This window comes from Tenacibaculum adriaticum (assembly GCF_008124875.1).
GTDB classification, from domain to species: Bacteria; Bacteroidota; Bacteroidia; order Flavobacteriales; family Flavobacteriaceae; genus Polaribacter; species Polaribacter adriaticus.
This window is the reverse complement of the sequence record NZ_VNIA01000006.1, coordinates 31,060-57,988: the sequence shown is the minus strand read 5'-3', so window position 1 is coordinate 57,988 and position 26,929 is coordinate 31,060. Positions and strand designations below refer to the sequence as shown.

Here is a 26,929-nt window from a genome sequence, read left to right as displayed (position 1 = left end):
TTAAACATGAAAAACATAACTTTAAGCAACAACGACCTAAGTGTGGTTATTGACCAAGGAGAATTGATAAGTTTTAAAAAAGGAAATGAAGAGCTAATACATCAAAAAGGAGCTCCGGGTTGGAGAAATTCTGATACTGAAATGTTTCCTATAATTGGCCCTACGGTTTCTAATAATTTTGTGGTTGAAACACCTAAAGGCAATTGTATTCAAGATCAACACGGATTGTTAAGAGAGTTTGCCTACACTGTATTGGAAAGCAATAAAACATCGTTGAGTTTACAAAAAGAATACAAAGCCAACACAAAAATTAAAAACTCAAAATTCCCCAATAAATCTACTGAAGAATTCCAGTTTTGGCCATATGACTTTACCTTCATTAAAAGGTATGTTTTAGAAGATGATCACCTAAAAATTATATTTCAAATCCAATCAGAAAAAGACATGCCTTTTATGTTAGGCTATCATCCAGCCTTTAAATTATCTGGGAACGCAACAGAAATTTGTAAAACAAATACTAAAACCGCTACTGTAAAAGATGTTATGGATGCTGGTTCTACCGCTTTTCCTTTTTTGAATACTGATGAAATTACCCTAGTTAAAGAAAACGGACATAATGTTACTATAAAAACAAAAGGATTCAACAATTTTATGTTGTGGACAGAAGTTACCAATATGCTTTGTATTGAGCCTATAACCGAATATCCTTATACCGGAAAGAAAAAATTAGAACCTAATTTATTTAACAAAGCCAGCGGTAATGATTTTTTTGAAGTCACCATTTTTCCCGAATAAATTACATCTGTTGGTTTAACAAGATCATACTCGCTTGCTCTTTTAACAATTGGTTTTCTGTATCTATTTGTTTTAACCGTGCTTCAATTAATTTTGCTTCACGAGAATTAATTAAAAATAAGGAGCTATCCCCTAACGAAAATTTACGCTCTTCAGCAGTTACCATTTTTTTATAACCCGTAACCATTTGTTGAGTGGTTGTTAACTGGTCTTTATACGATTCAACCGCATTTAAAGTAGCCTTGAATTTGTTTTTTAACGATACTTCTTGCGATAGCATTTCAAAGTTCACCTCATCCAACTTTGCTTTTGCTAATTTAAGTTCTCCTCTCTCTTTTCTTAAAAATAAAGGCAATTTAACAGCTACTCCTCCTTTATAATTTGCTCTTGTAAAAGAATCTAAAAACCCTGGTTGTGTGGTTAAAAAATTATATTCAACATTAACCTGTGGCAATAAGTTATTTAGTTTTAATCGTTTTTCTACTTGTAAACTTTTCTGCTTGTATTGCAGCGCAGTATATTTTGGGTGCTTTGTAGGATCAAAATCCTCTTTTATAACCGCTAACAAAGAAGAAACATCCTCATTTACTACTGCTATATTGGTTTCTGGAACTACATCTGGCTGCAATTCTACAGGAACTGTATTCTCATTCCATAAATAGTTAGACAACTCAAAACCAGCCTTGGTTAGTGTCAATTTATTTTTCTCAAGCATTAATTTTCTATTAGCTACGGTAATAGATGCTTCTAAAGTATCAATTGCCGGTTTATCACCTGCTTCAAAACCTTTTACTATTCCTTTTAATCTGAATTCTACATTGGTTAAAAAAGAACTATACAGCAAATTCTCTTTGTAGGTTTTAAGCCAATTGGCATAACTCACCGTGGCATCGTACAAAATAGAATTCACCAATAATTGTTGTTCTGCTTCCGCTTGCTTTCTGAATAATTTTGCTTGTTTTAGCTGAGCCATACGCTCATTGATCAATAAATTTTTAGCCAATGGCACAGAAATTCCTGCGCTATACAATCCATCTTCCGGTACTGTAGCTTCAGGATTCAAATACAAACCGTTATTATCTTCAAAAGAACCTTTTAATTCAATTCCGTACCATGTAGGAATTTTAAAAAGTAGTTGCTGCTTATCGTAATACTCCTTTTTATCAAATTCTTTAGTAGACTTGGAATATTCTATTTTTGGATCAAACGCTCCTCTAGCTTTTAACACTTTTGCTTCTGCTTGCGTTAACGTAATATTAGCTTGTTTTACCAAGGGATGATGCAGCTTTACATACCCTAAAAATTCTGGTAATGACAATACTTTTTTCGAAGCATTTTGAGCTGTTAGCAACCCACTAAACAATAACAGAACTAAACTTATATATCGCATATTATTTTTTCTTTTTGACTGTTGTAGTTGTTTGAGGTTGATAATAGTTAGGCGGAAAACCATTTAACTGACGCCATAATTCAAACCAAATGGGCACATCATTTAACAAAGCAATGGTTCTAGCTCCTGATCCTACTCTAATGGCTTCCGGCCAGTCATGAGTTGATTCATCTGGTGCTAATAACACTCTAAATTTTCCGTTAGCACTAATAAAATTTTCAATAGCCACCACTTTTGCTCCATATGTCCCGTAGGATACATTAGGCCAACCGCTAAATACAATTGCGGGCCAACCATCAAATTGAACCCTGAATTCTTCCCCCATGTGAATTAATGGAAGATCAATAGGTTTTATATAGGTTTCTACTGCCAAAGTATAATTTGCGGGCATGATACCTACCAACGCTTCTCCTTCTTTAAAAATCTCTCCTATTCCACCTTTGATAGCTTTATTAATAAAACCATCTTGTGGCGCAGTTACAAACAACAAAGAAGATCTCTTTTTATAATTTGAAAATGTATTTTCTAACTTCGTTACCTCTACTTTTGCATCTAACAAACTCGATTCTGCTGTAGACAGATCACTTCTGGCTTTTGATATTTTTTCGGCGTAATTTACTTTGATGCTTGAAAGATCTATTTGCGCATTGAGCACATCGTTTTTACTGGAAATCAACTTATTTTCCTGCGCAATTAATTTTGATTGTGATTCTTGTAATTTCACGCGTTTCGCCTCTACATCTTTCACCGCTTTTAATCCTTCTTCTTGCAAGGTTAATTCTCGCTTATACTGTTGTTCAGCAACTTTATAATTGGTTTTTTCAGCTTCAAAGGCAATGCTATCACTTTTCACTTTTAGCTTTGATTGCAACAGTTTATTTTGCGCTTGCTTGTATTTTAATTGTTGCTCTTGTTGCAAAGAAGTTATTTGCATTTGTAAAGCATTCAATTTGTTATTGTAAGCATTTACCGAGTTGTTTTTGGCTTGAATTTGATCATCGGTTCTTTGCAGTAATTGATCATCAAAATAATCACTCTTTATTTCAGAAATACGAAGTATAGTATCTCCTTTTTTAACAAAATCTCCTTCCTGTACATACCAATGTTCAATCCTCCCTGGAATTTGCGACTGAATGGTTTGGGGACGCTGATTGGGCTGTAAAGTAGTTACGGCTCCTTTTGCATTGATATTTTGCGTCCAAGGTAAAAATAGTACGACAATACTCAATACCAACACAAACAGTAAAAACCTGCTAAAGTATTTTCCGTATTGTTTACTGTTTACATATTTAACCGACGTAAAATGATGTAACGATACTTTTTTATTTAATTTATTATTAGATATATTAAGCATATTTTTTTATTTTATTTCACCATCAACCAACGCAATGTGCTTTGAGCATTTATTTTTCCATTTATGATTGCTGCTCACTACAATTAACGACCATGAATGTGCTGCATCTGTAATGTAATTGATAATTTCATCTGTTTCATCATTATCAAATTCACTTAAAGGATCTTCCAGAATTAGTAGTTTTGGTTGTTTTACAATGGCTCTAGCCAACACCAATTTTTTAGCATCTGTTGAGGAAATTTGCTTTCCATCAGGTTTTAAAATGGTTTGTAGTCCTTGAGGTTGTTCTCTTAAAAAAGAAGTAAGTTTTACTTTTTCAAAAACCTTGATGATCTCTTCATCAGAAATATCTTCCCTATCAAAAACAATATTTTCTTTAATAGTTCCTTCAAACGGCGTTTCATCATTTAACGCCAATCCTAAACTGGCACGATAATAATTTAAAAACAAACTGTTTATTGATAAATTATTGACGTAAATATTTCCTTTAGACGGACAAATAACTCCGGAAATAAGTTGTAATAGTGTAGATTTACCCGAACCGTTTTCTCCTTGAATTAAGATTCTGTCTTTTGGATTGATAGACATATCAACATTTTTAATAATAGGCTCTTCTCTATCAGCCACTTCAAAACTCACATTGTCTAGCTCTACAATCAATTTATCTTTAAAATTAGGTTTTTCTCCATTTTGTGCTTCTAATTCTTTATCAACCACCTGACCTATTTTTTCAATAGATGTCAACACATCATAGAATGATCCCAAGCCTAAAATCAACTTTTCAACCGAAGCAATAACCAAAAGAATAATGATTTCCGCCGCTACAAACTGACCAATATTCATCTCTTGGTTCAACACCAACATTCCTCCTATTAACAATAAACCCGCAGTAACAATTACTTTAAAACCTATTAAATGAATGAATTGTAACACTAAAATTTTAAAATGTTTTTCTCTGGACTGTAAGTATTTACTCACCAACGCATCATTTTTACGCAATGCTAAATTAGTATTACCTGATAATTTAAAACTTACAATACTTCTGGCTATTTCTTGAATCCAATGCGCTACTTTATACTTATGCTTTGATTCCTCCAAACTGGTCTCTAACCCTCTAACGGCTGTAAATTTGAATACCAAGTAAATTAATAGCATCAACAACACGCCAAAAAAGATAAAAAATGGATGGTAAAATGATAGCAACACCAACGCAAATACTATTTGTAACAATGCTGATGGTACATCTATCAATATTTTTGATAAGCCTTTTTGTATGGTTAACGTATCAAAAAAACGGTTGGCTAACTCCGGCGGATAATAACTATGCAACTCATTCATCTTTATTTTAGGAAAACGATAGCTAAACTCAAACGATGCTTTTACAAAAATGCGTTGCTGTATGGTTTCTATAATTCGTAATTGCATTAGTTGTAATATACCAGAAAAAGCCACTCCAATGGTTACTATTACAATTAAAACAATCCACGACGTAGAAACCTGCGCTCCTTGCATTAACCCAATAATTGCTTGAATTCCTAAAGGCAACGATAACGCCACCAAACCCGAAAAAATAGCATAGTTAAAAATCTGTAAAATCTCTTTACGTTCTAGTTTCAGGAGTCCGACAAAACGTTTCCAAGGTGATAATCTTTCGTTCATAGTTTATAGTAATGTTTTTAGTGCTAAATCAGTAAAAAAAGTAGTAGGAGTCATGTTTTTTTTACAATTGGTTATGGATGTAAAATGATTTTTTAAAAAATGCTGATGCAACGCTCCGTCCACAATAGTACTGGCTAAACTTGCAGGATATTTGTACTGAGTATTTACCTCAGCAATAACATCTTGCAATCGGTTAATAACACATTTGTAAGTAGTAAAATAACCTTCTTTATTCTCAGTATCTACCTCTTTAGTCATAAACGACTTGGAATTTTCATTAATAATAATTCGGTTCAGTACTACCTCATTAATATGGCTGATGCTAGAATCTTCTTTAATGGTTCTGGTTACAACGGTAATGGCTTTTTTTAGTTTTTCTTTTGAATTGCTAATGTTATACGTTTCAAATACCAATTGATACTCTAACCACGCCCAATACCAAGAAGTTAAGTATAGCAACAGCTTGTGTTTATTCTCAAAATAACGGTAAATAGAACTTTCATTAGAACCAATTTTAACGCCTAATTTTTTAAAAGTAAAGGCTTCAAAACCAATTTCATCGATGAGTAAAATACTTTCTCCAATAATTTTTTTACCCAATGCAGACGACTCTGGATCTTTCAAAAAGATCTTTTCGGGTACCGCTATTTTTAAATTTGACAGTAAACTTTTCATTTCAAAATATTAAAGCGCAAAAATAATAGTATTACTATTAAAAAAGAAATAAAAACTCTGTTTTAACAAATTATTAATTGATAGTACTATAAAGATTTATGATTGTACTAATAGTTCACAATAAGCTATTTGATTTTAACACGTAAAACACTATATTTGAAAGACTTCTTATACTTGTTATGAAAAATATAAGAAACAAATACTAATAAAACATTTGTATATCCCTCACAAAAAAAGGGATAAGTGTATAAAAAATACACATATAACCAGTTGTATTTAATAAGACCGACTTTTGGACTTCCCCATGTTTATTGCTAAAATCGAAATTTGAGGATTAAGACCAGTGCTTTAAAAATAGCACGAAAATGGACTTCTGTCGAATTTTAGACTGTCAAGCTTTCGATTGAAATCGTGTGAGAGTTTCACTATCAAATACGAATTTTGATTCGCATAAAGCTTGTCTAATTTATGGATATTTTTTGACAAAGTCAAGTAATCATTCTAATGACATAATATTTAAATCACTATTAATTAGTTATTTACAAAATTTAGATTATCGCTTTTAAAATAACGATATCTTATCAGCCACTGATAAAATGCATAATTTTAAAATCATAAACGCTGACTCAGAAGTATTATCTAGCGTCGGGTCTGACTACGTAAATAAGGATTAACCAGAGGCTTTGGTTAATTTACTAAACACAACAACGCACATAAAACATAGCTAAAGTTTAAATATCCAATATTTTTTGTTTCTTTATAAAAAAGAAATGTACTTGAAATGAGTAGTCATTATTTAAACGCTACATTCCATGTACGTAAACGTAAGCCATTTGAAAAAACCAATAACTACTTTTAAAAATGGATTATTCCGAAATAAATAGACTATCAAGATTAACTGCAATTTTAATTCAATTACAGACTAAACGAATTGTGACGGCTTTGGAATTAGCGAATAAATTTGATATTAGTAAAAGAACTATTTACAGAGACATAAAAGCATTGGAACAATCTGGTGTTCCTGTATTAACAGAAGAAGGAAAGGGTTATACATTAATGGACGGATATAAAATCCCACCAGTAATGTTTACCGAAAAACAAGCAAATGCTTTAATACTTGCAGAACAATTAGTGCTAAAAAGTAAGGATGCATCATTTATAAAAGATTATTCGGAAGCAATTGATAAAATAAAATCAATTCTAAAATACACCGTCAAAGACAAAACAAATTTACTAACAGATAGGACACAATACAATCAAGTTATAAATCTTGAAAGAAATAGTAACAATTTATCAGATTTGCAAAATGCTTTGACCAATTACAACCTTGTTAAAATAGAATATATCGATAAAGAGAATTCTACATCAATTAGATTAATAGAACCATTTGCTATATTAAATTCCGAGAATTGGTATTTAGTTGCATGGTGTCGTTTGCGAAACGGATTTAGGTTTTTCAGACCAGACAGAATTCAAAAAATGGAAATTCTAACAGAAAAATTTGAACCTCATAATATGACCTTGCAAGAATATTTTGACAAATATCATTAACTCTTTTTTGACCCTTGCCATAAGGCTGTCACCGACTGAATTTACTTTTGTATCATATTTAAACAAAAAAATGACAAACGTAATGATCAAAAAACTTAATTCAATCGAATTTCCAAGTCCCACTATGGTTTCAGTTAACGGTATTGAACTCGAAGTATTTGAGGCTGATAATCAAAATAAAGGTAAACCTATTATACTCTGCCACGGTTTTCCAGAGAATGCTTTTTCTTGGCGTTTTCAGATTTCTGAGCTTGTAAAAGCTGGCTATCACGTTATTGTTCCTAATCAGCGTGGATATGGTAACTCATCTCGTCCAACCAAAGTAACCGAGTATGATATTGAATATTTAACAGGTGACTTGGTAGCGTTACTTGATTACTATGGATATAAAGATGCCACTTTCATTGGTCACGATTGGGGTGCAAATGTTGTATGGAGTCTTGCTCTAATACATCCAGAACGAGTAAATAAAATAATCAACTTGGCTTTACCTTATCAAGTTCGTGGAGAAAAACCATGGATTGAATGGATGGAGGAAATATTTGGGGAAGATAACTATTTTGTTCACTTTAATCGACAATATGGTGTAGCAGATAAAATATTAGATGAAAATATATCTAATTTCCTTCGCAATTTATTCCGAAAGAATGTACCTCTTTCACCGCCCGAACCAGGAATGTTGATGATTAATCTTGCAAGAGCAAAAAAAACAGATGGTGAACCTATTATGAGCGAAAGTGAACTAGCTGTTTTTGTTTCCGCCTTCGAAATATCAGGATTTACAGGAGGAATCAATTGGTATAGAAATCTTGACCGAAATTGGCATTTACTTGCCGATGTAAATCCAATCATTCAACACCCTACACTTATGATATATGGTGAACAGGATATGATTCCTAAGTCCGAAAACCTAACAGATTTTGTACCCAATGCAGAAGTGGTCAGTTTAGATTGTGGTCATTGTATTCAACAAGAAAAACCAAAAGAAACAAATAGAGTGATTCTAAAATGGTTGAAACAATAGCCTTTCTAAAAAAATATAGAGACCTATTGCCCTAAAAGCCAAACGGATTGAAGAAACTGGTTAGAGAAAAATCATCAGTTGAAAAAGTCTGTTTGGCTGGTTTATTATAAATCATCATCAACAAAACCTACAATTAGTTGGAGTGAAGCTGTAGACGAAGCACTTTGTTTTGGTTGGATAGATAGCACTAAAAAGAAAATTAATGATGATAGTTATATGCAATATTTTTGTAAGCGAAAGGCAAATAGCATTTGGTCAAAAATAAACAAGGAAAAAATTGCTAAACTGATTCGAAATAACTTAATGACAAAAGCAGGATTTGATAGTATAAAAACTGCAAAACAGAACGGTTCTTGAACAATGATGGACGAAATAGAAGCACTTGTAATTCCAGATGATTTAAAAGAGCAATTGATAAAGTATAAAAATGGCATGGAATACTTTGATAACTTAAGCAAGTCCAATAAAAAGTTATTGTTATATTGGGTAGTTTCTGCTAAAAGAGAAGTGACAAGACAAATGAGAATTTTCGAAATAGCAGAAAGTGCAAGTAAAATTTGAGACCAAAACAATTTAGATAGAATAAGAACGGCTTACAACAATGTGTATAATTCATAAGGGTTTCAGTGGTTTTCGAGCAGTATCACCCGCATCAATTTTGGATGGTAGCTTGATAGGTTTGAAGCACGCAATCCCTTACGAAATCATACACTCAGCGCTGTAATGCAAAAAAAACACGAAAACTAAATGAACATTTTTCTGAAATTAAAACATTGGCAAATTTTTTTTATTTGGATTGTTGGAACAATTCAAATGTTTATTTTCATAAAATCAGACTTCTGGTTTTTATCATTTGGCTTGTACATTGGACTTTTTCTTGGCTGGATTTATTCAATTGGTAAAGTTCTGAATAAAAGCGTGGAATCGAATAACGGAATGAAAATTTGGTGGATTTTATATCTGATTTCATTAATTCCATTCGGACTAAATGCTCGTGATATGCTAACTCAATCTTACGACCGAATTGACTCTTGGATTATTGCTATAGCTGGAATTATCGGACTTGTAGCTATCTCTAAAATTGTGCTTTTTTCTGCAAAAACTCTAAAACGAGCTGAATCAAAAACTGAACATAAAACAACGGATTTAATTTTAGAAATATTTTTGATATACTTTTTTACTATCGGAGTTTGGATTCTACAACCACGTCTGAATAAACTAATAGCTAAAAAGTAAAGTACTACAGGTAACAAAGTATATAAAAATTGCTAATTTTAGCTAGACCAAAGTTGGTTGCTCGTTTGCCTGCTTCTGATTTTCCTTCGGAAACCCTTACTCGTAAACATGCAACTTCCCCCCATATACAAACACTTTGTTTAGAAAAAAAAATATAAATTTGTCACATTAAATTGCATAGAAGTAGTGAAAACCAAAATCATTACTTAACTGAGGTTCTTCTCTTAAAAGAGAGTCAATATCAGGTTAAATAAAGAAGAAGTGAAAAAGATGAAAAATGAAGAGGCTAGCTGGACTATTTGTCACGAATGTCAGGGACACGGTAAAAAAAGCCAAAGGTTACGTAAGAAAGCACGACTTCGCTACCAGATAGAACTCGATCAATTTGAAAAGACGAATGGTGAAGGAACTCCTCCCGTTCGACCTAAAGGACACTTAGAAACGTGCCTAATCTGTTCAGGATCTGGGTTACTTCCTTCTGCTAGTCAACCGATAGCAGATACAAAAAACTACCCTCACGTTGCTATTATTGGTGGTGGTATAGGAGGAGTAGCTTTGGCTGTAGCTTGTTTGCATCGCGGAATCCCTTTTACCCTTTATGAACGTGACAGCAGCTTCGATGCTCGATCTCAGGGCTATGGACTTACATTGCAACAAGCTAGTAAAGCAATCAAAGGATTCGGTCTTTTCTCGCTAGAAGAAGGTGTATATTCAACAAAACATGTGGTACATACTACAGAAGGAAAGGTGATTGTGGAATGGGGAATGAGAATGAGAGAGGAGTCGGATACGAAAAAAACTCCGAAGCGAACAAATGTGCATATACCAAGACAGGCTTTGCGCTCAGCACTGCTTGAGCAGCTTGGTGGACACGATATGGTGCAATGGGGACATCAATTAATACATTTTAAGGAATATAAAAATAAAGGTGTTGATTTGAGTTTTCAAGTAAATGGAGAGATCAAAAACATTAAAGCCGATCTTGTAGTTGGAGCCGATGGTATTCGTAGTGTGGTGCGAAGGTTACTGATTGGTGAGGATGTTACTCCTTTGCGCTATCTAGGTTGTATGGTAATTTTAGGTATTTGTCCTTTGGCGTCTCTCGGAGGTATTGATAATCACTTACTAGACTCAGCCACTGTATTTCAAACCGTTAATGGCAAAGATCGAATCTACATGATGCCTTTTTCGTCAGATACCATAATGTGGCAACTTAGCTTTCCAATATCCGAAAAAGAAGCCAAGGCATTAAGTGCTAAAGGAGCTAAAGCACTTAAAGAAGAAGCGTGTCGAAGAACACAATGGCATGATCCCATTCCTCAGATTATGGAGGCGACCAAGGAATCTCATATTTCTGGCTATCCTGCATATGACCGAGAATTACTCAAATCAGAATTATTGGAAAAAGGACGACAAATAACATTAATTGGTGATGCTGCTCATCCTATGAGTCCATTTAAAGGCCAGGGAGCGAATCAAGCGCTACTAGATGCATTAGCGCTGGCTCGGGGAATTTCAAAAGGATGTAGACCTCAATCTCAATGGAGAGAAGTAGGAATTCGAAAAAGTGTATTAACCGAATTTGAATCAGAAATGTTAGAACGTAGTGCTTCTAAAGTAAAAGGTTCTGCAGAGGTTGTAAAACTGCTACATTCTAAAGTTGTGCTTCGTGAAGGAGATGGTCCAAAAGGACGTAGTCTAAAGAGAAAAGAGGCATAACAAATGGCTATAAGTAATAAGGATTGATACTTAATCGAAAACCAACCTCTTTTAATCCCGCACTAAACTATAGCCTAACCGTTAAAACCTCCAACAAACAATCCTCGTTACTTTGTTTCCTTGATGCATAGGTATCACTTTAAACTCCACAACCTTTAGTTTTTTAGCAGAAGCCTGTAAACTCTCTACATTTTCTTTTTTAGAAACCAAACTGGTAAACCACTTACTTACTTTAGGTTGTTTAGAACTTTCGTATAAATAGGTGTGTAAAAATGCTTTTTCTCCACCCACATACCATAGTTCGTTATTATTACCAGCAAAATTACGTACTGCGTTATTCCCTAAATTTCTAGTCTTTCTTCGATTAGCTCCTCTTGCCTCTTCTGCGCTTTTGTAAAATGGCGGATTACACATTGTTGCCGTAAATTGGTCACCCTCTTCTAAAACTCCCTCTAAAATATGTTCTTCTTTAAATTGTTGACGTAACTCTATTTTAGCATCCAAATTATTATCATCTATAATATCTTGTGCATAATCCAAAGAATCTAATTCGATATCGGTTGCCACAAAATCCCAATTGTATTCCGCATCTCCTAATAACGGATACACACAACTGGCACCAGTACCAATATCCAACACTTTTACATTAGTTTCATCGCCAATTAAATCTGCTAAATGATGAATGTAATCCACTCGCCCAGGAATTGGCGGACATAAATTTTCATCAGAAAAATTCCAATAATCTATTCCGTAATACGCAAACAACAATGCTTTGTTGAGCTCTTTTACTGCTACGGGATCTGAAAAATCAATGGTAGTTTTATCAAATTTCTCGATTAAAAATTCTTTTAACTTCGGATATTTTGTAAGTAAAAATTTAAAATCGTATCCTTTGTTATGCTTGTTTCTTGAGTGTAAAGTTTTATCCATTATAAAGTGAGTACCGTAAACTCTAATTCTAACGGTTTTAAATTGTTTTTAAGCGTTTTTATAAAGCTTTCGCCATATTCTAAGTAATACTCTGAAAAGTTTCGCTGACGCTCTTCTAAACTTTGATTTGGAAAAATTGCATTTTGTAATTCAGAAATTCTAGTAACCAACTCTTTATGTTTACGTTTTTCAGCACGCATTAAACGTTTTTCTAAATTTTCTAACCCTTTCAACTGTTTTTTTTCTTGAGCATTTACAGCTCCTACAAACGAAACATCTGTCTGTTTTGCAACTTCTCGTAAATCGTTAAACTGTTGTTGTAAAAATGCTTTTTGTTTTGAAAAATCAACCGCTATTTCTGAACTCTCTTTAACTTTCTTTTTGATTAAACGGTTCTGTTTTAAAAACATTTCTTCAGTAGAAACATTTAACTTATCCATTTTTTGTTGCTGTTTTTCACTCACCACTTGTACCGAATTCCTCAATAATAAAATAGGAAACAGAACTTCAGTAGCTTCAAAATAGCTCTTTAATTGCATCCAATACGCCAATTCTCCACCACCACCAATGTAACATAGATTTGGCAAAATTACTTCTTCATAAAGAGGGCGCATAATTACATTCGGCGAAAATCGCTCAGGCACTTCATCAAGATGTGTAAGCAACTCACTCTTACTCCAAGAAATGTCTGTGTTGTTTACTTTATAAACTCCGTCTTCTAAAACAATTCTTTCTCGAATGGTATCCGTTAGGTAAAACAAATTAATCTCACGCGGATTTACTTGTACTTTGTATTCCTTTTCAAACTCAGTATTTGTTTTAGAAACCTTTTTAAAAGAAGTTTGCTGTAACAACTCTTCTTTTGCATAAGGTAAAAACTCATTTTTTAAATCTCTATGGTCGGCGTCGATAATTACCAAACCATATTCACCAAACAATTCGTTGGCGATATAACGAGTTGCCTCAGCCAAATTGTTATGTTCTAAATATCCTTGGGTAAATAGTTTTTTTAAATATTCAGCATTTTTAGAAGTTCCCAAATGCTTAGACAATTCATTAAGAACAACTTCTAAACCTTCGGTTGAAAATCGTCCAACCGCTCCTGTTTGATTTGAGTTCCACTGAACTTTTTTCCCTTTAAAATTGAAAAAATTAATTTCCTCAAAATCATGATCTTCTGTAGCCATCCAGTAAACAGGGACAATTTTTTTTTCAGGAAAGTTTAATGATAATTCTTCCGCTAAATTAATAGCGGATATAATTTTATATAGAAAATACAACGGACCTGTAAACAAATTCAACTGATGTCCAGTCGTAATGGTAAACGTATTTTCTTGTAAAAGAAATTGAATATTTTCCGCTGTTTTATCAGAAGCATTTACTCTTACATATTGCTTTTGTAATACATCTACCAAAACTTTTCTTTTGGAATCTGAGAATGATTTTTCTTTTAATACTATCTGATTTTTAAAACCTTCTAAATCTGGAAAATTATGATAAAACGGATTTATGGTATCGGATTTCGCTAAATAATCGCACATTGTTTTAGAGAAATATCCCGTTTTTTGAAATGGTATATTGGTAATCTTCATTTACGCTCTTCTTTGAAATAATGTATAGACATAAGGTCTCTCTCCTCCGTACGGATTTACAAAGGTGTAGTTAAAATCTTTAATTAATTTAAATTCACTTCCCAAGTTTGCTTGCAACATCTTAGTATTATATCGCTGCAACTGTAAACCATAACATTTTTCTGCTCCATTTAAAGCAAAAACTGCTATAATTACAAATCCGTTGGGTTTTAAAACTTGTTTTAACAAATTAAAATAAGCTTTTTGCTCTTCTTCTTTTAAAAAGAAATGTAAAACTGCTCTATCAATCCACAAATCGATATTAAGCAGCTTACTTAAATCTTTCGATTTAGTTAAATCGTCTTGTATAAACTGAATTTTATCGGAATTCTTACCTAAACGGTTTTTCAACGATGTTAATGCTTCGGAAGAAATATCGCTCGCAATAATGTTAGAGAAATTAGCTATAACTAAATCGTCTATCAACTTAGAAGAACCAACACCAACATTTAAAATAGTTGCTTCTTTTGATAAATTGATTTCTTGAATTAAAGAAAGTATTTGTTCAGATTTTTCTTCGTACCAACCTAACTTTTCTGTTGTGTTTTTTATGTACGCATTATCCCAATGCTTTTGATAATCAACCGCGGAAGTTTTACAATCAGATTCGTTTGTCATAATTCAAAAATACTAAATTTAATTTCTCTATTTTTATCCTCGTTATTTAATTTAGAAATGCAATTTAAACACCCTGAATTTTTATATTTTTTCGCGCTTTTAATCATTCCAGTTTTAGTGCATTTATTTCAGCTACAACGGTTTGTAAAAGTGCCGTTTACCAATGTTGCTTTTTTAAAAAAATTAGTTCTCGAAACGCGTAAGAGTTCACGCATAAAAAAATGGTTAATTTTAGCTACCAGACTACTATTACTTTCTGCGATAATTTTAGCTTTTTCTCAGCCTTATTTAAGCAACAATTCTTTAGAAGAAAAACAACACACTTTTATCTATTTAGACAATTCTTTAAGTACAAATGCTAAAGGAGAAAAAGGAAATTTATTACAAATAGCTTCGCAAGAATTAATAGAATCTATTTCTGATAATTCTAATTTCTCTTTATTAAGCAATACGAGTTTTCATCAAAATATTTCATCATCTGAATTAAAAAACATTCTTTTAAAAACAGAAAATGAAGCTGTAAAAGCACCTTTTAGTGAAATTTTACTAAAAATTTACAATCAAAATAAAATTTTAAATACGACTTTAAGTAAAAATATCTTAATATCTGATTTTCAGAATGCTTACGACAATGACTTTACAAATGTAAATCACTCATTATCACTCATTCAACTACAACCAGAACAAAAAAACAACCTTTCTATAGACAGTGTTTTTGTAAACGAAAACACCTCTTCTAACTTTAACGTAAATGTGGTTATTAAAAATCAAGGTGACAGCAAAGAAAATATTCCGATAGCTATTTTTAATAATCAAAAATTAATCAGCAAACAAACCTTCTCTATCGAGAAAGACAACAATAAAACAGTTTCTTTTTCAATTCAAAAAACCACAGTCTTTTTAGGAAAACTAGAAATAACTTATAGCGATACTTTTAGTTTTGACAACTCCTTTTATTTTACATTAAATTCACAAGAAAAAACAAATGTTTTAGCGATTGGAAACACCAATGATTTTTTATCAAAAATCTACACAAAAGACGAGTTTAATTTCACGAATTCTAATTTACAAAACACCAACTATAATTCTATTGAACAACAACAACTCATCATTTTAAATGAGCTCGAAAAAATCCCACAAAGTTTAATTTCAACTTTGACTGATTTTTCTAAAAAAGGAGGACAACTAGTTGTAATTCCAAATCCAAAATCAGACATCAATTCTTATAATTTATTTCTCAAGAATGTATCCGCAGGGAAAATTCTTCCGTTGAAAAAAGACACTTTAAAAATTACGAATATCAATTTTAAGCATCCGCTATTTAAAAATGTATTTGATAAAAAAGTAAGTAATTTTCAATATCCTACAACACAAAGCTACTACCCTACTTCGTTTACTAATTCTAGTAACTTAATTTCTTTTGAAAACAACGAAAAATTTATCAAACAAGTTAACCTACCTAACTCAAAACTATTTTGGATAGCCTCTTCATTAAACAAATTAAATAGCAATTTTACGAACTCTCCACTAGTTGTTCCTGTTTTTTATAATATTGGTCAGCAAAGTTTACAACTTTCTAAACTGTATTACACAGTTGATGAACTGAACACGATTGAGGTTAAATCTCAACTAGGAAAAGATGATATCTTATCTATTCAAAATAGCGAAACTTCATTTATTCCATTGCAACAAAACAATCAGAATAAAATAACACTTACCACTAAAGAACAACCTTTTAAAAATGGTTTTTATCATATTTTACATCAAAAAGACACTTTAAAAACAATCGCTTTTAACTACCCAAAAGAAGAAAGTTCGCTACAATATTTGGATATAAAATTGCTAGTAAATAAAAATAAAAATATCGAAATTTCATCTTCTGTAAAAGAAACCTTACAAGAAATTAATAAAAAAAATAAAGTTCGATGGCTTTGGAAGTTGTTTTTATCACTTGCCATTGTATCTTTGCTATTAGAAATTTTGATTCTAAAATACTTCAAAGTATGATCACGCTTTTAAAATCGGCTACGATTATTGACGCTTCAAGTCCATTTCACCAACAAACTAAAGATATTTTAATTGTCGACGGAATTATTAAAAAAATCGATGATAACATTTCTAAAAAGAAAGAGTACAACATTCTAGAACTCGATAATCTACATGTTTCTTGCGGATGGTTTGACACAAGTGTTTCTTTTGGTGAACCTGGTTATGAGGAAAGAGAAACTATACAAAACGGATTACAAGTTGCTGCTAAAAGTGGATTTACTTCGGTTGCTGTAAATCCAAATACAAATCCTGTGGTAGATAATAAATCTGCCGTTGAGTTTTTAAGAAACAAAGCTAATGGTTTTGCTACTAATCTCTTTCCTATTGGTACCTTAACACAACAAAGCAAAGGTGAAGAAATGGCCGAATTGTTCGACATGCAACAATCGGGAGCGATTGCTTTTGGAGACTACAACAAACCTGTAGAAAACGATAATCTGTTAAAAATAGCGTTGCTATATGCTCAGAATTTTAACGGATTGGTTTTCAGTTTTGCAAAAAATAAAAAAATAGCAGGTGAAGGTGTTGCTAATGAAGGAATCAATTCTACAAAACTAGGTTTAAAAGGAATTCCTGCTTTAGCAGAAGAACTCCAAATAGCGCGCGATTTATTCTTATTAGAATACACCGGCGGAAAATTACACATTCCAACTATTTCTACAGAAAAATCTGTGCAACTCATAAAAGATGCGAAGAAAAAAGGATTGAATGTTTCTTGTAGTGTTGCCATTCATAATTTAGTATTAACTGATGATGAATTACATGATTTCGAAGCTAATACAAAAGTGACACCTCCTTTACGTACTCAAAAAGATACTAAAGCACTTTTAAAAGGCTTAAAAGATGGTACGATTGATATTATTACCTCAGATCATAATCCGATTGATATAGAACATAAAAAAGTAGAATTTTCAGTAGCCAAAAACGGAACCATTGGGCTTGAGAGCGCTTTCGGTGCATTAAATTCAGTATTAGATTTAGAAACTATCATCAAATGTTTAAGTGATAATCCGAAGAAAATATTTGATATAAAAAAAACATCAATTAATATCGATCAAAAAGCAGATCTATCGTTTTTTAACCCTGAAGGTAATTACATATTTTCTGCAAACGATATTTTATCAATCTCAAAAAACAGTATCTTTTTAAACAAAAAACTAAAAGGAAAAGCTTACGGAGTATTTAATAATAATCAACTTGTTTTAAATTTATAAACTATGGAAAATCAAACTGCAAAAGAAGGACAACTACTAGCCATCATAAGTCATTTTTGGATTATCGGAACACTTATTTCTTGGCTTTTAAACCTTAAAAAACAAAACTCTTTTACAAGTTTTTATATTCGTCAAATGATTGGGTGGCATTTATTGCTTTTTTTAAACGGATGGTTAATTTACAACTTCTTTGGAGGTTTCATTAAATGGATTTTGGGTGGAATTTTAGCTATCTTTTGGTTAATGAGTATATTTGGTGCTATTACCGAAAAAGAACGTTTAATTCCGTTTTTTGGTGAATATTTTCAAAATTTTTTTCGAAGCTTATAAACTATAATTAATGCTGCATTATATAAAAAGAGACCCAAAAATTTCGGTGAAAAATCCTCCTTTACTAATTCTATTACACGGTTACGGAAGTAACGAAGAAGATTTATTCTCATTTGCTGAAGAATTGCCTGATGAATTTCTAATTATTAGCACGCGTGCTCCTTACAATATGGATTACGGCGGTTATGCTTGGTATGCCATTAATTTTGATGCTATTAATGGAAAATTTTCAGATTTAGAGCAAGCAAAGCAATCTATTGTAAAAATTGCTTCTTTTATTGATGAAATAAAAGATAAATACAGCACCAGCCCTGATAAAACTTTTTTATTAGGATTTAGCCAAGGTGCAATCTTAAGCTACGCAACTAGCTTACAGTACCCTAACAAAGTACAACATGTTATTGCATTAAGTGGTTATATTAATGAAGAATTACTTCCCAAAGAAATTTCAAAAGAAATAAAAACAGATTATTATATTTCTCATGGTACAGTAGATCAAGTATTACCTGTAGATTGGGCACGTAAAGCTGTTCCTCTTTTAGAGAAGCTTGATTTAAAAAGTGACTATTCTGAATATCCTGTTGGACATGGAGTAGCTCCTCAAAATTTTTACAGTTTTAAAGATTGGATTGAGAAACGTTTATAAATAAAGTTTATTTTTGTGTATTAAATTTGAGAGAGTCTTATGAGTGGAATATTTAATCAGGACGTTTTGTACTTATGGAGTACACCTTTTTTTCTATCGATCATATTAATTGAAATGTACTTTAGTTATCGTACTAAAGCAAAAAATTACGATTTTAAAGACACAGGAACTAATGTATATTTTGCATTAGCAAACTTTGGTTTAGACCTTTTAATGAAAGGAGTTTCCTTTTTTATAATGGGATTATGTTACAATTACCGAATTATTGATTTTGAAGGAAACCAAGCTTGGCTGTATTGGTTATTGGCTTTTATCGGTCAAGACTTCCTTTACTACATTCACCATTATGTGGATCATCATTCTCGTTTCTTTTGGGCTGTACATGTAACACATCATAATTCTGAGTACTATAACATTTCTACTGGTTTTAGATCTCCTGTATTACAGCCTTTATTTCGTTATATGTTCTTTTTGCCTTTAGCTTTTTTTGGTGTTGAACCATTGCATATTATGTTTGCCTATGCCGCTAATCAAATCTACGGAACCTTGTGCCATACAAACTTTATTAAAAGTGATTTAGGTTGGTGGGGGTACTTTTTTGTAACTCCTTCACATCATAGAGTTCATCATGCTTCTAACACCAAATATTTAGATAAAAACATGGGAATGGTATTAATTATTTGGGATAAGATTTTCGGAACATTTCAAGCAGAAGTAAAAGAAACTGAGTATGAAAAAATTAGATATGGCTTAACATCTAAGATTGAAGACAGAGGGCCTATTAATATAATTTTTCACGAATGGAAAGAAATATTTAAAGACTTTTTTGATCGCAAAAAAGATTTACCTCTTTCAACTAGATTAAAATATGTATTTATGCCTCCAGGGTGGAGTCATGATGGAAGCTCTAAAACAAGCAAAGAGCTACAAGCTGAATTAAAATCTCAAAATAAATAAAAAACCGAACAAAATGTTCGGTTTTTTATTTATTTCAAAATTTGCTCTGTATGCGCTTTGGTTTTTACTTTTAAAATCACATCTTCAATAACTCCTTTCTCATCTATAACAAAAGTTGTACGATGAATTCCATCATATTCTCTTCCCATAAATTTCTTTGACCCCCAAACACCAAAAGCTTCAATCACAACTTTATCTTCATCCGCCAATAAAGGAAAAGGTAATTCATTTTTATTAATGAAGTTTTGTTGACGTTTTGCACTATCAGCACTCACTCCCAACACATCATACCCTTTTGCTAAAAAAGTCTGGTAATTATCTCTTAAATCACAGGCTTCATTTGTACAACCTGGTGTACTTGCTTTTGGATAAAAGAATAACACCAGCTTTTTCCCTTTGTAATCAGAAAGTTTAACAACATTTCCTTTTTCATCCTTTGCTTCAAAATTTGGTGCTTTATCACCCACTTTTAATGTAGTCATATTTCTTACTTTTGTTCATGTAAAAATACTCAAAAATGACCAAAGCCGAAAAAGTTCAGTTTGTAATTGATACTCTCGAAAACTTATATCCCGAAACACCCATTCCGTTAGATCATAAAGATCCATACACTCTATTAATTGCAGTATTAATGTCTGCCCAAAGTACAGACGCTCGCGTAAATACAATTACTCCGCTACTTTTTGAAAAAGCAGACAATCCGTACGATATGGTTAAGCTTAGCGTAGAAGAAATAAGAGATATTATAAAACCAGTAGGTTTATCCCCTATGAAATCAAAAGGAATTTACGGCTTATCAAAAATTCTAATTGAAAAACACGACGGAAAGGTTCCTATCGATTTTGATGCCTTAGAAGAATTACCAGCTGTTGGTCATAAAACAGCTAGCGTTGTTATGGCACAAGCTTTTAATATCCCTGCATTTCCTGTAGATACTCATATTCACAGATTAATGTATCGATGGAATTTAACAAACGGGAAGAACGTAGTTCAAACAGAAAAAGACGCTAAACGTCTATTTCCTAAAGAGCTTTGGAACAAATTACATTTACAGATTATTTATTACGGACGCGAATACTCTCCTGCTCGTGGTTGGAATTTAGAAAAAGATATTATTACTAAAACCATTGGAAGAAAATCGGTGGTTGATGAATACAATAAAAAATAATAAAAAAGCTTCAGTTTTTAACTGAAGCTTTTCCACTCTTAATTCAAATTCAATTCAATGAGAACATCAGTCTTGGATTTGACGACTTTTATAGATTTTGAAAAGTCGAGCAAAAATTGAATTGTTTCTTTTGACGGCTCCATCTTGAAATCAGATGGTTTCTTCGTGTAAATTTGCATCATATAGTCCCTTTTATATTTGTATTTCAACTAGATAACGCATTTTTTAAAATATTATTATCAATTTATTAAAATAATATTATTTTTTTCAATAATTTTTCTCAAATTGATTAATGCATATCGCATTCTACCTAAAGCTGTATTAATACTCACTCCTGTATTTTCAGATATTTCGTTAAAACTCATATCCATGTAAATCCGCATTTTTAACACCTCTTTTTGCTCTTCAGGTAGTTCTTCTACTAAATCGCGAACATCAGATAGTATTTGATCTTTAATAAGCTGTTTTTCTGCATTTAGCGTTCCATCTCCAATAACTGAAAAAATATCAAACTCATCTGTATTCTTAAATGAAGGCATTCTATTAGATTTTCTAAAATGATCTATAATTAAATTATGAGAAATTCTCATAACCCAAGGTAAAAACTTACCTTCTTCATTGTAATTTCCTTTTTTTAAGGTTTTTATTACCTTGATAAAGGTGTCTTGAAAGATATCTTCTGTAATATCTCTATCTTGAATTTTACTATAAATAAAACTAAAAACTCTTTGCTGGTGTCTTTTAATAAGTAGCTCTAAAGCTACTTCTTTACCATTCATATAGTCTTTAACTAAAACACTGTCTTGGGTTTCTTCTTTACGCATAATAATTACTTTTTCTGAAAAGTTTAGAACTCTTCGATTAGGGATTGTTTAATTTTAAAAAGTAATTTTATTCTATACGCGTATTAGTTTAAGAATTGATAATGAGTTACAAATATCTATTATTTTATGATTAAACACAAATAATATGTTAAATTTATTAAAAAAATATTCTTTTTTTAACGTTAACTTTTAATACATGTTATTCTTAACTTCGCTGTAAAAATGGTAATTTTGGTGTTTATTTTTTGATGTATGAAGATCGACATTTCTAAAATTAATCCGAAAGAGAATATTATTATAAAAGGAGCTAAACTGCACAATCTAAAGAATATTGATGTAGTAATTCCTCGTAATAAATTAGTGGTTATTACTGGGCTTTCAGGTTCTGGTAAATCATCCTTAGCTTTTGATACTTTATATGCAGAAGGGCAAAGACGATATGTAGAAAGTTTATCTTCATACGCTCGTCAATTTTTAGGTAAATTGCATAAACCCAAGGTAGATTATATTAAAGGAATTTCTCCTGCAATTGCTATTGAACAAAAAGTTAACTCTACCAATCCGCGTTCTACTGTAGGAACTTCTACCGAGATTTATGATTATATTAAATTATTATATGCTCGTATTGGTAAGACCTACTCACCAATTTCTGGTAATGAAGTAAAAAAGCATACTGTTTCTGATGTAATACAACATGTACAAAACTTTGAGGATCGTACAAAAATGTTACTACTTGCTCCAGTTACTATTGATAAAAATCGTGATTTACAAACAGTTTTACAAGTTTTAGCACAACAAGGGTACGCTCGTTTACAATATAATAATGAAGTGTATAGAATTGATGATTTTCCTGTTAATAATTTTAAAGGAAATACTTTCAATTTGGTGGTAGATCGGATTGTAGTGAAACACGATGAAGATTTCTACAATCGTTTAGCGGATGCTGTACAAACTGCTTTTTTTGAAGGAAAAGGATTTTGTTTTATTGAAAATCTGTCAAATAATGAAATTGCAGAATTCAGTAATAAGTTCGAACTTGACGGAATTACATTTTTAGAACCAAACACTCATTTTTTCAGTTTTAATAACCCCTACGGAGCCTGCCCTACTTGTGAAGGTTACGGAAGTGTTATTGGAATAGATGAAGATTTAGTAATTCCCAATACAGGACTATCAATTTATGAAGATTGCATCTTCCCTTTTCGATCAGATAGTTTTAAAAAATATAAGGATAATTTAGTTTTAAATGCTGCTGATTTTGATATTCCTATCCATAAACCTTGGTTTGAGCTTACAGAAGAGCAAAAAAAATTGGTTTGGAACGGAAATAAAAAATTTAAAGGAATCAATCATTTCTTTAAAAAGCTAGAAGAGAAGAGTTATAAAATTCAAAATAGAGTAATGTTGTCACGCTATCGTGGAAAAACAACATGTATCGATTGTAATGGAAAACGTTTACGAAAAGAAACCGATTATGTTAAAATAAACAACCATACAATTTCTGATTTAGTTACACTTCCTTTAGATGAATTAACAGTGTTATTTAAAAAGATTCAGCTTAACAAATATGAAAAACAAATTGGGAAACGCTTATTAACTGAAATCAATAACCGATTACAATTTCTAGGTGATGTCGGCCTAAACTACCTTACATTAAATAGGACTTCAAACACACTTTCTGGTGGAGAAAGTCAGCGAATTAATTTAGCTACTTCATTAGGAAGTTCGTTAGTTGGATCCATGTATATTTTAGATGAACCAAGTATTGGTTTACACCCTAAGGATACTGAAAAACTTATTGGTGTTCTAAAAAGTCTTCGCAATTTAGGAAACACAGTTATTGTTGTAGAGCACGATGAAGATATTATGAAAGAAGCTGATTATATTATTGATATCGGTCCTGAAGCGGGAACTTTTGGTGGTAATATTGTTGCTGAAGGCACTTTTGATGAAATTCTAAAATCTGACTCATTAACTGCCAAATATCTATCTCAAGAACTAAAAATTGAAGTTCCTTCGAAACGAAGAGAAAGTAAAAACTTCATTAAAATCATTGGTGCTAGAGAAAACAATTTAAAGAATATAGATGTTACATTTCCTCTCAATAACCTAACTGTTATTACTGGAGTTTCAGGTAGTGGAAAAAGTACCTTGGTTAAGAAAATATTGTATCCAACGATGCAAAAAAAGTTAATCGGTTACGGAGAAAAAATAGGTCAACATACAACAATAGAAGGAAGTTTTGATATTATAAAACATGTAGAATTTATCGACCAAAACCCTATCGGTCGTTCCTCTCGTTCAAACCCGGTAACGTATATTAAAGCCTATGACGATATTCGCAAACTTTTATCAGATCAAAAATTATCTAAAATTCGTAATTATCAACCCAAACATTTTTCATTTAATGTTGATGGTGGACGATGTGAAGTTTGTAAAGGAGAAGGAGAGGTAACCATCGAAATGCAATTCATGGCAGATGTGCATTTAGAGTGTGAAACATGTAATGGTAAACGTTTTAAAAAAGAAGTTTTAGAAGTTAATTTTGAAGGAAAATCAATTGATGATATCTTAAATTTTACCATTGATGATGCTGTTGATTTTTTTAAAAAACACAGTCAAAAAAAAATAGCCTCAAAATTAAAACCTTTACAAGATGTTGGCTTAGGGTATGTTCAACTAGGACAAAGTTCATCTACACTTTCTGGGGGCGAAGCACAACGAATTAAATTAGCTTCTTTTCTAGTTAAAGGTAACACGAAAGATAAAGCGCTGTTTATTTTCGACGAACCCACAACTGGATTGCATTTTCATGACATTAAAAAATTATTAGCTTCCTTTAACGCCTTAATAGAAAAAGGACACTCTATCGTAGTTATTGAACATAACATCGAATTAATTAAATGTGCCGACTATATTATCGATTTAGGCTTAGAGGGTGGTAAAAATGGAGGGAATCTTATTTTTGAAGGTACCCCTGAAGATTTAATCAATAATAAAAATTCTCTAACAGCCAGGTATTTAAAAGAAAAACTAATATGTTAAAAAATATTGTTATATTTAGTACCATAAAGAAAGAGGAAATATGGTTGCTTTAAAACCAGAAAAAGGAAGGCTTCTTATTGCAGAGCCATCAATTTTAAATGATGATTCGTTTAAACGTTCCATTATTTTACTTACCGAGCACTCTAAAGATAGTACGGTTGGTTTTATATTGAACAAACCTTTAGAATACATTCTTAGTGATTTAATTCCAGATATAGACTGTAACTTTACGGTATATCAAGGCGGCCCTGTGGAGCAGGATAATTTGTATTTTGTGCATCGTGTTCCTGATTTATTAACCGACAGCATTAAAGTTGCCGAGGGTATATACTGGGGCGGTAATTTTAATCAGTTAAAAGAATTACTTTCAGAAAACAAATTAGAGAATACTGATATTCGTTTTTTTCTCGGATACTCTGGATGGTCTACAGATCAACTTGATAATGAACTCGATACAAACTCTTGGTTTGTTTCAAAAAATGATTATGAGAATATTTTTTCTGTAGATGAAGAAACTATCTGGAAAAATAAGCTTCTACAAAAAGGAGGTAAATATAAGATTTGGGCAAATGCACCGGGTGATGTTCAGATGAATTAAGATGTTATAGATATAAGTTTTAAGCTGTTTTGTAACTTCTCTCCTATGAATGTACTAAATGTTTTTTTACGATAGTTTGTAACTGGTTGAATCCCGATAATAGCATTTGTAATAAATACTTCATCAGCTTTCTGAATTTCAAAAGGAGAAATTGAAGTTTCCTCAAGGGTATAATCAGGATGTTTTTCAATAATTTCCATTATTTTTTTTCGAACAATTCCCTTAATACATCCTTCAGACAACGCTGGTGTTTTAATTATGTTTTCTTTAATAATAAAAATATTTCCATTCGTTGCTTCAACAACACTTTTTCGCTCATTTAATAAAATACAATTATCTAAATCATTCTCTTGCGCAAAAACAGAAGCTAATGTATTTAGCATCCTGTTTGTTGTTTTTACAGTTGACAATAAACCTGAAAAGTTATAAAAATCTTTATACAAATCAATTGTATAAGTAGATTTCGTTTGATAAGTAACAGTTTTTACATCTATAATAAAGTCTACTTCATTAGTAGTAGGTGTATATAAACCTCCATCTTTTCTGTATATAGACAACCTAGCTCTTAAAATAGTATTTATAGGATTAGTTTCTACAACTTTTAAAATTTGTTCTTCTAAAAATTCTAACGTAAACTCCATTGGAATTTTCATTCGCAACATTCGCATAGAAGCCATTAGTCTAAAATAATGATCTTCCCAAAAAACAACTTTATTATTTTGAATTTTAACTGTTTCAAAAACACCATCTCCAAATTTAAAGGCTCTGTTTTCATGAGAAATATTTACTTCTGAAGTATTAATTAAGTTTCCGTTGTAATTTATCATCAATAAAGAATTTGACAGCAAATTTACTGATTTCAATAAGGTTTATCCATAAAAAAGCTCGACAATTTGTCGAGCTTCTATTTATTTTTATAAACCATTTTGAGCTTAGGCTCCAATTGCGTGTTTTAATTCATCAATTTGGTTTTCCCATAACATTTTTGCTTCTTCTGCGCTTTCCTCATCATCAGCAAAATCAGTTATAATTACAGAAACATCTTTAGTTAAAGCATCAACTTGGATTTTAAACTCAAAATAACTATCGTCCCCTTCGCTTTCCGTCCATTTATACTTTACACGTTCATCACTCTTTTTAGACAAAATTGTTGCCTCCTCTTCACTATCATCCCAAAAAAATGTAATTAATTTTCCTCTAGAATTCACTTTATCAGCAAACCACTCTTCTAATCCTGAAGGAGTTGCAAAATATTGATATAACATTGCTGGTGATGCGTGAACAGGAATTTCTAGTTCAAATTTTATTTTACTCATTTCTGTTAATTTGAAGGGCAATATAGGTAAATATTCTTTTTTAAAAAAATTACCCAGATTTATTGCTAAAATCTAAAATTGATTTATATTTGCACCCGCAATCAGGCGAGGTAGCTCAGTTGGTTAGAGCGCAGGATTCATAACCCTGAGGTCACGGGTTCAAATCCCGTCTTCGCTACAAAGCTCAAACAGAAATGTTT

The 26,929-nt window shown here is 31.7% G+C and carries 26 protein-coding genes and 1 tRNA gene; 16 read left to right on the top strand and 11 right to left on the bottom strand.

Annotated elements, in window-relative coordinates:
* Nucleotides 1-6: 6 nt before the first annotated feature.
* Nucleotides 7-795, top strand: coding sequence for an aldose 1-epimerase (locus C7447_RS13570; RefSeq protein ID WP_148871057.1), 789 nt, complete (start codon nt 7-9; stop codon nt 793-795).
* A gap of 1 nt (nt 796) precedes the next feature.
* Here the strand turns inward: C7447_RS13570 and C7447_RS13565 are convergent, their stop codons facing one another.
* From C7447_RS13565 to C7447_RS13550, 4 genes are read right to left on the bottom strand one after another with little or no spacing between them, the layout of a single operon-like run.
* Nucleotides 797-2,185, bottom strand: a complete 1,389-nt coding sequence (locus C7447_RS13565) for a TolC family protein (protein ID WP_148871056.1) — start codon at nt 2,183-2,185, stop codon at nt 797-799.
* A 1-nt stretch (nt 2,186) separates the two neighbouring features.
* Nucleotides 2,187-3,539, bottom strand: a complete 1,353-nt coding sequence (locus C7447_RS13560) for an HlyD family secretion protein (protein WP_148871055.1) — start codon at nt 3,537-3,539, stop codon at nt 2,187-2,189.
* 6 nt (nt 3,540-3,545) lie between these two features.
* On the bottom strand, nt 3,546-5,198 hold the full coding sequence (locus tag C7447_RS13555) for a peptidase domain-containing ABC transporter (protein WP_148871054.1): 1,653 nt from the start codon (nt 5,196-5,198) through the stop codon (nt 3,546-3,548).
* A 3-nt stretch (nt 5,199-5,201) separates the two neighbouring features.
* Nucleotides 5,202-5,873 carry a TetR/AcrR family transcriptional regulator gene (locus tag C7447_RS13550; protein ID WP_148871053.1) on the bottom strand — a complete coding sequence of 224 codons (672 nt, stop codon included), beginning with the start codon at nt 5,871-5,873 and terminating at the stop codon, nt 5,202-5,204.
* An 861-nt stretch (nt 5,874-6,734) separates the two neighbouring features.
* Here C7447_RS13550 and C7447_RS13545 point away from each other — a divergent pair.
* From C7447_RS13545 to C7447_RS13525, 6 genes are all read left to right on the top strand, one after another.
* Nucleotides 6,735-7,424, top strand: a complete 690-nt coding sequence (locus tag C7447_RS13545) for a helix-turn-helix transcriptional regulator (RefSeq protein ID WP_148871052.1) — start codon at nt 6,735-6,737, stop codon at nt 7,422-7,424.
* Between the two features lie 70 nt (nt 7,425-7,494).
* A complete protein-coding gene (locus tag C7447_RS13540) occupies nt 7,495-8,448 on the top strand; it encodes an alpha/beta fold hydrolase (protein ID WP_148871051.1) in 954 nt (317 codons plus the stop codon).
* Between the two features lie 78 nt (nt 8,449-8,526).
* Entirely contained in the window at nt 8,527-8,805 is a 279-nt protein-coding gene (locus C7447_RS15080) for a YdeI/OmpD-associated family protein (protein WP_317128814.1), read from the top strand.
* A gap of 3 nt (nt 8,806-8,808) precedes the next feature.
* Nucleotides 8,809-9,009 carry a YdeI/OmpD-associated family protein gene (locus C7447_RS15075; protein WP_317128813.1) on the top strand — a complete coding sequence of 67 codons (201 nt, stop codon included), beginning with the start codon at nt 8,809-8,811 and terminating at the stop codon, nt 9,007-9,009.
* 186 nt (nt 9,010-9,195) lie between these two features.
* Complete coding sequence (locus tag C7447_RS13530) at nt 9,196-9,684, top strand: hypothetical protein (RefSeq protein ID WP_148871050.1); 489 nt, start codon at nt 9,196-9,198, stop codon at nt 9,682-9,684.
* 270 nt (nt 9,685-9,954) lie between these two features.
* A complete protein-coding gene (locus C7447_RS13525) occupies nt 9,955-11,403 on the top strand; it encodes an FAD-dependent oxidoreductase (RefSeq protein ID WP_148871049.1) in 1,449 nt (482 codons plus the stop codon).
* Nucleotides 11,404-11,484: 81 nt separating this feature from the next.
* Here the strand turns inward: C7447_RS13525 and rlmF are convergent, their stop codons facing one another.
* From rlmF to C7447_RS13510, 3 genes are read right to left on the bottom strand one after another with little or no spacing between them, the layout of a single operon-like run.
* A complete protein-coding gene (gene rlmF / locus C7447_RS13520) occupies nt 11,485-12,333 on the bottom strand; it encodes a 23S rRNA (adenine(1618)-N(6))-methyltransferase RlmF (RefSeq protein ID WP_317128812.1) in 849 nt (282 codons plus the stop codon).
* Complete coding sequence (gene bshC / locus C7447_RS13515; protein ID WP_148871047.1) at nt 12,333-13,925, bottom strand: bacillithiol biosynthesis cysteine-adding enzyme BshC; 1,593 nt, start codon at nt 13,923-13,925, stop codon at nt 12,333-12,335. Before bshC ends, rlmF begins: the two co-directional genes overlap by 1 nt.
* Nucleotides 13,926-14,582 (bottom strand): class I SAM-dependent methyltransferase, encoded by a 657-nt coding sequence (locus C7447_RS13510; RefSeq protein ID WP_148871046.1) that lies wholly within the window; start codon nt 14,580-14,582, stop codon nt 13,926-13,928.
* A 57-nt stretch (nt 14,583-14,639) separates the two neighbouring features.
* Between C7447_RS13510 and C7447_RS13505 the strand changes: the two genes are divergently transcribed.
* The 5 genes from C7447_RS13505 to C7447_RS13485 are packed head-to-tail and all read left to right on the top strand — an operon-like array spanning nt 14,640 to nt 19,778.
* A complete protein-coding gene (locus C7447_RS13505) occupies nt 14,640-16,589 on the top strand; it encodes a BatA domain-containing protein (RefSeq protein WP_148871045.1) in 1,950 nt (649 codons plus the stop codon).
* On the top strand, nt 16,586-17,845 hold the full coding sequence (locus C7447_RS13500) for a dihydroorotase (protein WP_148871081.1): 1,260 nt from the start codon (nt 16,586-16,588) through the stop codon (nt 17,843-17,845). Before C7447_RS13505 ends, C7447_RS13500 begins: the two co-directional genes overlap by 4 nt.
* Before the next feature lie 3 nt (nt 17,846-17,848).
* Nucleotides 17,849-18,175 carry a hypothetical protein gene (locus C7447_RS13495; RefSeq protein WP_148871044.1) on the top strand — a complete coding sequence of 109 codons (327 nt, stop codon included), beginning with the start codon at nt 17,849-17,851 and terminating at the stop codon, nt 18,173-18,175.
* Nucleotides 18,176-18,185: 10 nt separating this feature from the next.
* Complete coding sequence (locus C7447_RS13490; protein ID WP_148871043.1) at nt 18,186-18,821, top strand: alpha/beta hydrolase; 636 nt, start codon at nt 18,186-18,188, stop codon at nt 18,819-18,821.
* 39 nt (nt 18,822-18,860) lie between these two features.
* Nucleotides 18,861-19,778, top strand: a complete 918-nt coding sequence (locus tag C7447_RS13485) for a sterol desaturase family protein (protein ID WP_148871042.1) — start codon at nt 18,861-18,863, stop codon at nt 19,776-19,778.
* 29 nt (nt 19,779-19,807) lie between these two features.
* On the opposite strand, the gene bcp is transcribed toward C7447_RS13485, so the two are convergent.
* The gene (gene bcp, locus C7447_RS13480; RefSeq protein ID WP_148871041.1) at nt 19,808-20,260 is read right to left on the bottom strand and encodes a thioredoxin-dependent thiol peroxidase; all 453 of its coding nucleotides are present in this window, start codon (nt 20,258-20,260) and stop codon (nt 19,808-19,810) included.
* A 35-nt stretch (nt 20,261-20,295) separates the two neighbouring features.
* Here bcp and C7447_RS13475 point away from each other — a divergent pair, with 35 nt between their 5' ends.
* On the top strand, nt 20,296-20,946 hold the full coding sequence (locus tag C7447_RS13475) for an endonuclease III domain-containing protein (protein ID WP_148871040.1): 651 nt from the start codon (nt 20,296-20,298) through the stop codon (nt 20,944-20,946).
* 239 nt (nt 20,947-21,185) lie between these two features.
* Here the strand turns inward: C7447_RS13475 and C7447_RS13470 are convergent, their stop codons facing one another.
* The gene (locus tag C7447_RS13470) at nt 21,186-21,770 is read right to left on the bottom strand and encodes an RNA polymerase sigma factor (protein ID WP_148871039.1); all 585 of its coding nucleotides are present in this window, start codon (nt 21,768-21,770) and stop codon (nt 21,186-21,188) included.
* A gap of 252 nt (nt 21,771-22,022) precedes the next feature.
* On the opposite strand from C7447_RS13470, the gene uvrA reads away from it, so the two are divergent.
* Complete coding sequence (gene uvrA / locus C7447_RS13465) at nt 22,023-24,815, top strand: excinuclease ABC subunit UvrA (RefSeq protein ID WP_148871038.1); 2,793 nt, start codon at nt 22,023-22,025, stop codon at nt 24,813-24,815.
* A 40-nt stretch (nt 24,816-24,855) separates the two neighbouring features.
* Nucleotides 24,856-25,413: a YqgE/AlgH family protein gene (locus C7447_RS13460; protein ID WP_148871037.1), complete on the top strand. Its 558-nt coding sequence runs from the start codon at nt 24,856-24,858 to the stop codon at nt 25,411-25,413.
* On the opposite strand, the gene C7447_RS13455 is transcribed toward C7447_RS13460, so the two are convergent.
* Entirely contained in the window at nt 25,410-26,240 is an 831-nt protein-coding gene (locus C7447_RS13455; RefSeq protein WP_148871036.1) for an aminotransferase class IV, read from the bottom strand. The genes C7447_RS13460 and C7447_RS13455 overlap by 4 nt on opposite strands.
* Nucleotides 26,241-26,345: 105 nt before the next feature.
* Nucleotides 26,346-26,729: an START-like domain-containing protein gene (locus C7447_RS13450; RefSeq protein ID WP_148871035.1), complete on the bottom strand. Its 384-nt coding sequence runs from the start codon at nt 26,727-26,729 to the stop codon at nt 26,346-26,348.
* Nucleotides 26,730-26,833: 104 nt separating this feature from the next.
* Between C7447_RS13450 and C7447_RS13445 the strand changes: the two genes are divergently transcribed.
* Nucleotides 26,834-26,907: transfer RNA gene (locus C7447_RS13445), tRNA-Met, on the top strand.
* Nucleotides 26,908-26,929: the final 22 nt, after the last annotated feature.

Coding starts and splice junctions, on each gene's coding strand:
- C7447_RS13570 (WP_148871057.1), top strand. CDS start 7: ATGAAAAACATAACTTTAAGCAACAACGACCTAAGTGTGGTTATTGAC.
- C7447_RS13565 (WP_148871056.1), bottom strand. CDS start 2,185: ATGCGATATATAAGTTTAGTTCTGTTATTGTTTAGTGGGTTGCTAACA.
- C7447_RS13560 (WP_148871055.1), bottom strand. CDS start 3,539: ATGCTTAATATATCTAATAATAAATTAAATAAAAAAGTATCGTTACAT.
- C7447_RS13555 (WP_148871054.1), bottom strand. CDS start 5,198: ATGAACGAAAGATTATCACCTTGGAAACGTTTTGTCGGACTCCTGAAA.
- C7447_RS13550 (WP_148871053.1), bottom strand. CDS start 5,873: ATGAAAAGTTTACTGTCAAATTTAAAAATAGCGGTACCCGAAAAGATC.
- C7447_RS13545 (WP_148871052.1), top strand. CDS start 6,735: ATGGATTATTCCGAAATAAATAGACTATCAAGATTAACTGCAATTTTA.
- C7447_RS13540 (WP_148871051.1), top strand. CDS start 7,495: ATGACAAACGTAATGATCAAAAAACTTAATTCAATCGAATTTCCAAGT.
- C7447_RS15075 (WP_317128813.1), top strand. CDS start 8,809: ATGATGGACGAAATAGAAGCACTTGTAATTCCAGATGATTTAAAAGAG.
- C7447_RS13530 (WP_148871050.1), top strand. CDS start 9,196: ATGAACATTTTTCTGAAATTAAAACATTGGCAAATTTTTTTTATTTGG.
- C7447_RS13525 (WP_148871049.1), top strand. CDS start 9,955: ATGAAAAATGAAGAGGCTAGCTGGACTATTTGTCACGAATGTCAGGGA.
- rlmF (WP_317128812.1), bottom strand. CDS start 12,333: ATGGATAAAACTTTACACTCAAGAAACAAGCATAACAAAGGATACGAT.
- bshC (WP_148871047.1), bottom strand. CDS start 13,925: ATGAAGATTACCAATATACCATTTCAAAAAACGGGATATTTCTCTAAA.
- C7447_RS13510 (WP_148871046.1), bottom strand. CDS start 14,582: ATGACAAACGAATCTGATTGTAAAACTTCCGCGGTTGATTATCAAAAG.
- C7447_RS13505 (WP_148871045.1), top strand. CDS start 14,640: ATGCAATTTAAACACCCTGAATTTTTATATTTTTTCGCGCTTTTAATC.
- C7447_RS13500 (WP_148871081.1), top strand. CDS start 16,586: ATGATCACGCTTTTAAAATCGGCTACGATTATTGACGCTTCAAGTCCA.
- C7447_RS13495 (WP_148871044.1), top strand. CDS start 17,849: ATGGAAAATCAAACTGCAAAAGAAGGACAACTACTAGCCATCATAAGT.
- C7447_RS13490 (WP_148871043.1), top strand. CDS start 18,186: ATGCTGCATTATATAAAAAGAGACCCAAAAATTTCGGTGAAAAATCCT.
- C7447_RS13485 (WP_148871042.1), top strand. CDS start 18,861: ATGAGTGGAATATTTAATCAGGACGTTTTGTACTTATGGAGTACACCT.
- bcp (WP_148871041.1), bottom strand. CDS start 20,260: ATGACTACATTAAAAGTGGGTGATAAAGCACCAAATTTTGAAGCAAAG.
- C7447_RS13475 (WP_148871040.1), top strand. CDS start 20,296: ATGACCAAAGCCGAAAAAGTTCAGTTTGTAATTGATACTCTCGAAAAC.
- C7447_RS13470 (WP_148871039.1), bottom strand. CDS start 21,770: ATGCGTAAAGAAGAAACCCAAGACAGTGTTTTAGTTAAAGACTATATG.
- uvrA (WP_148871038.1), top strand. CDS start 22,023: ATGAAGATCGACATTTCTAAAATTAATCCGAAAGAGAATATTATTATA.
- C7447_RS13460 (WP_148871037.1), top strand. CDS start 24,856: ATGGTTGCTTTAAAACCAGAAAAAGGAAGGCTTCTTATTGCAGAGCCA.
- C7447_RS13455 (WP_148871036.1), bottom strand. CDS start 26,240: ATGATAAATTACAACGGAAACTTAATTAATACTTCAGAAGTAAATATT.
- C7447_RS13450 (WP_148871035.1), bottom strand. CDS start 26,729: ATGAGTAAAATAAAATTTGAACTAGAAATTCCTGTTCACGCATCACCA.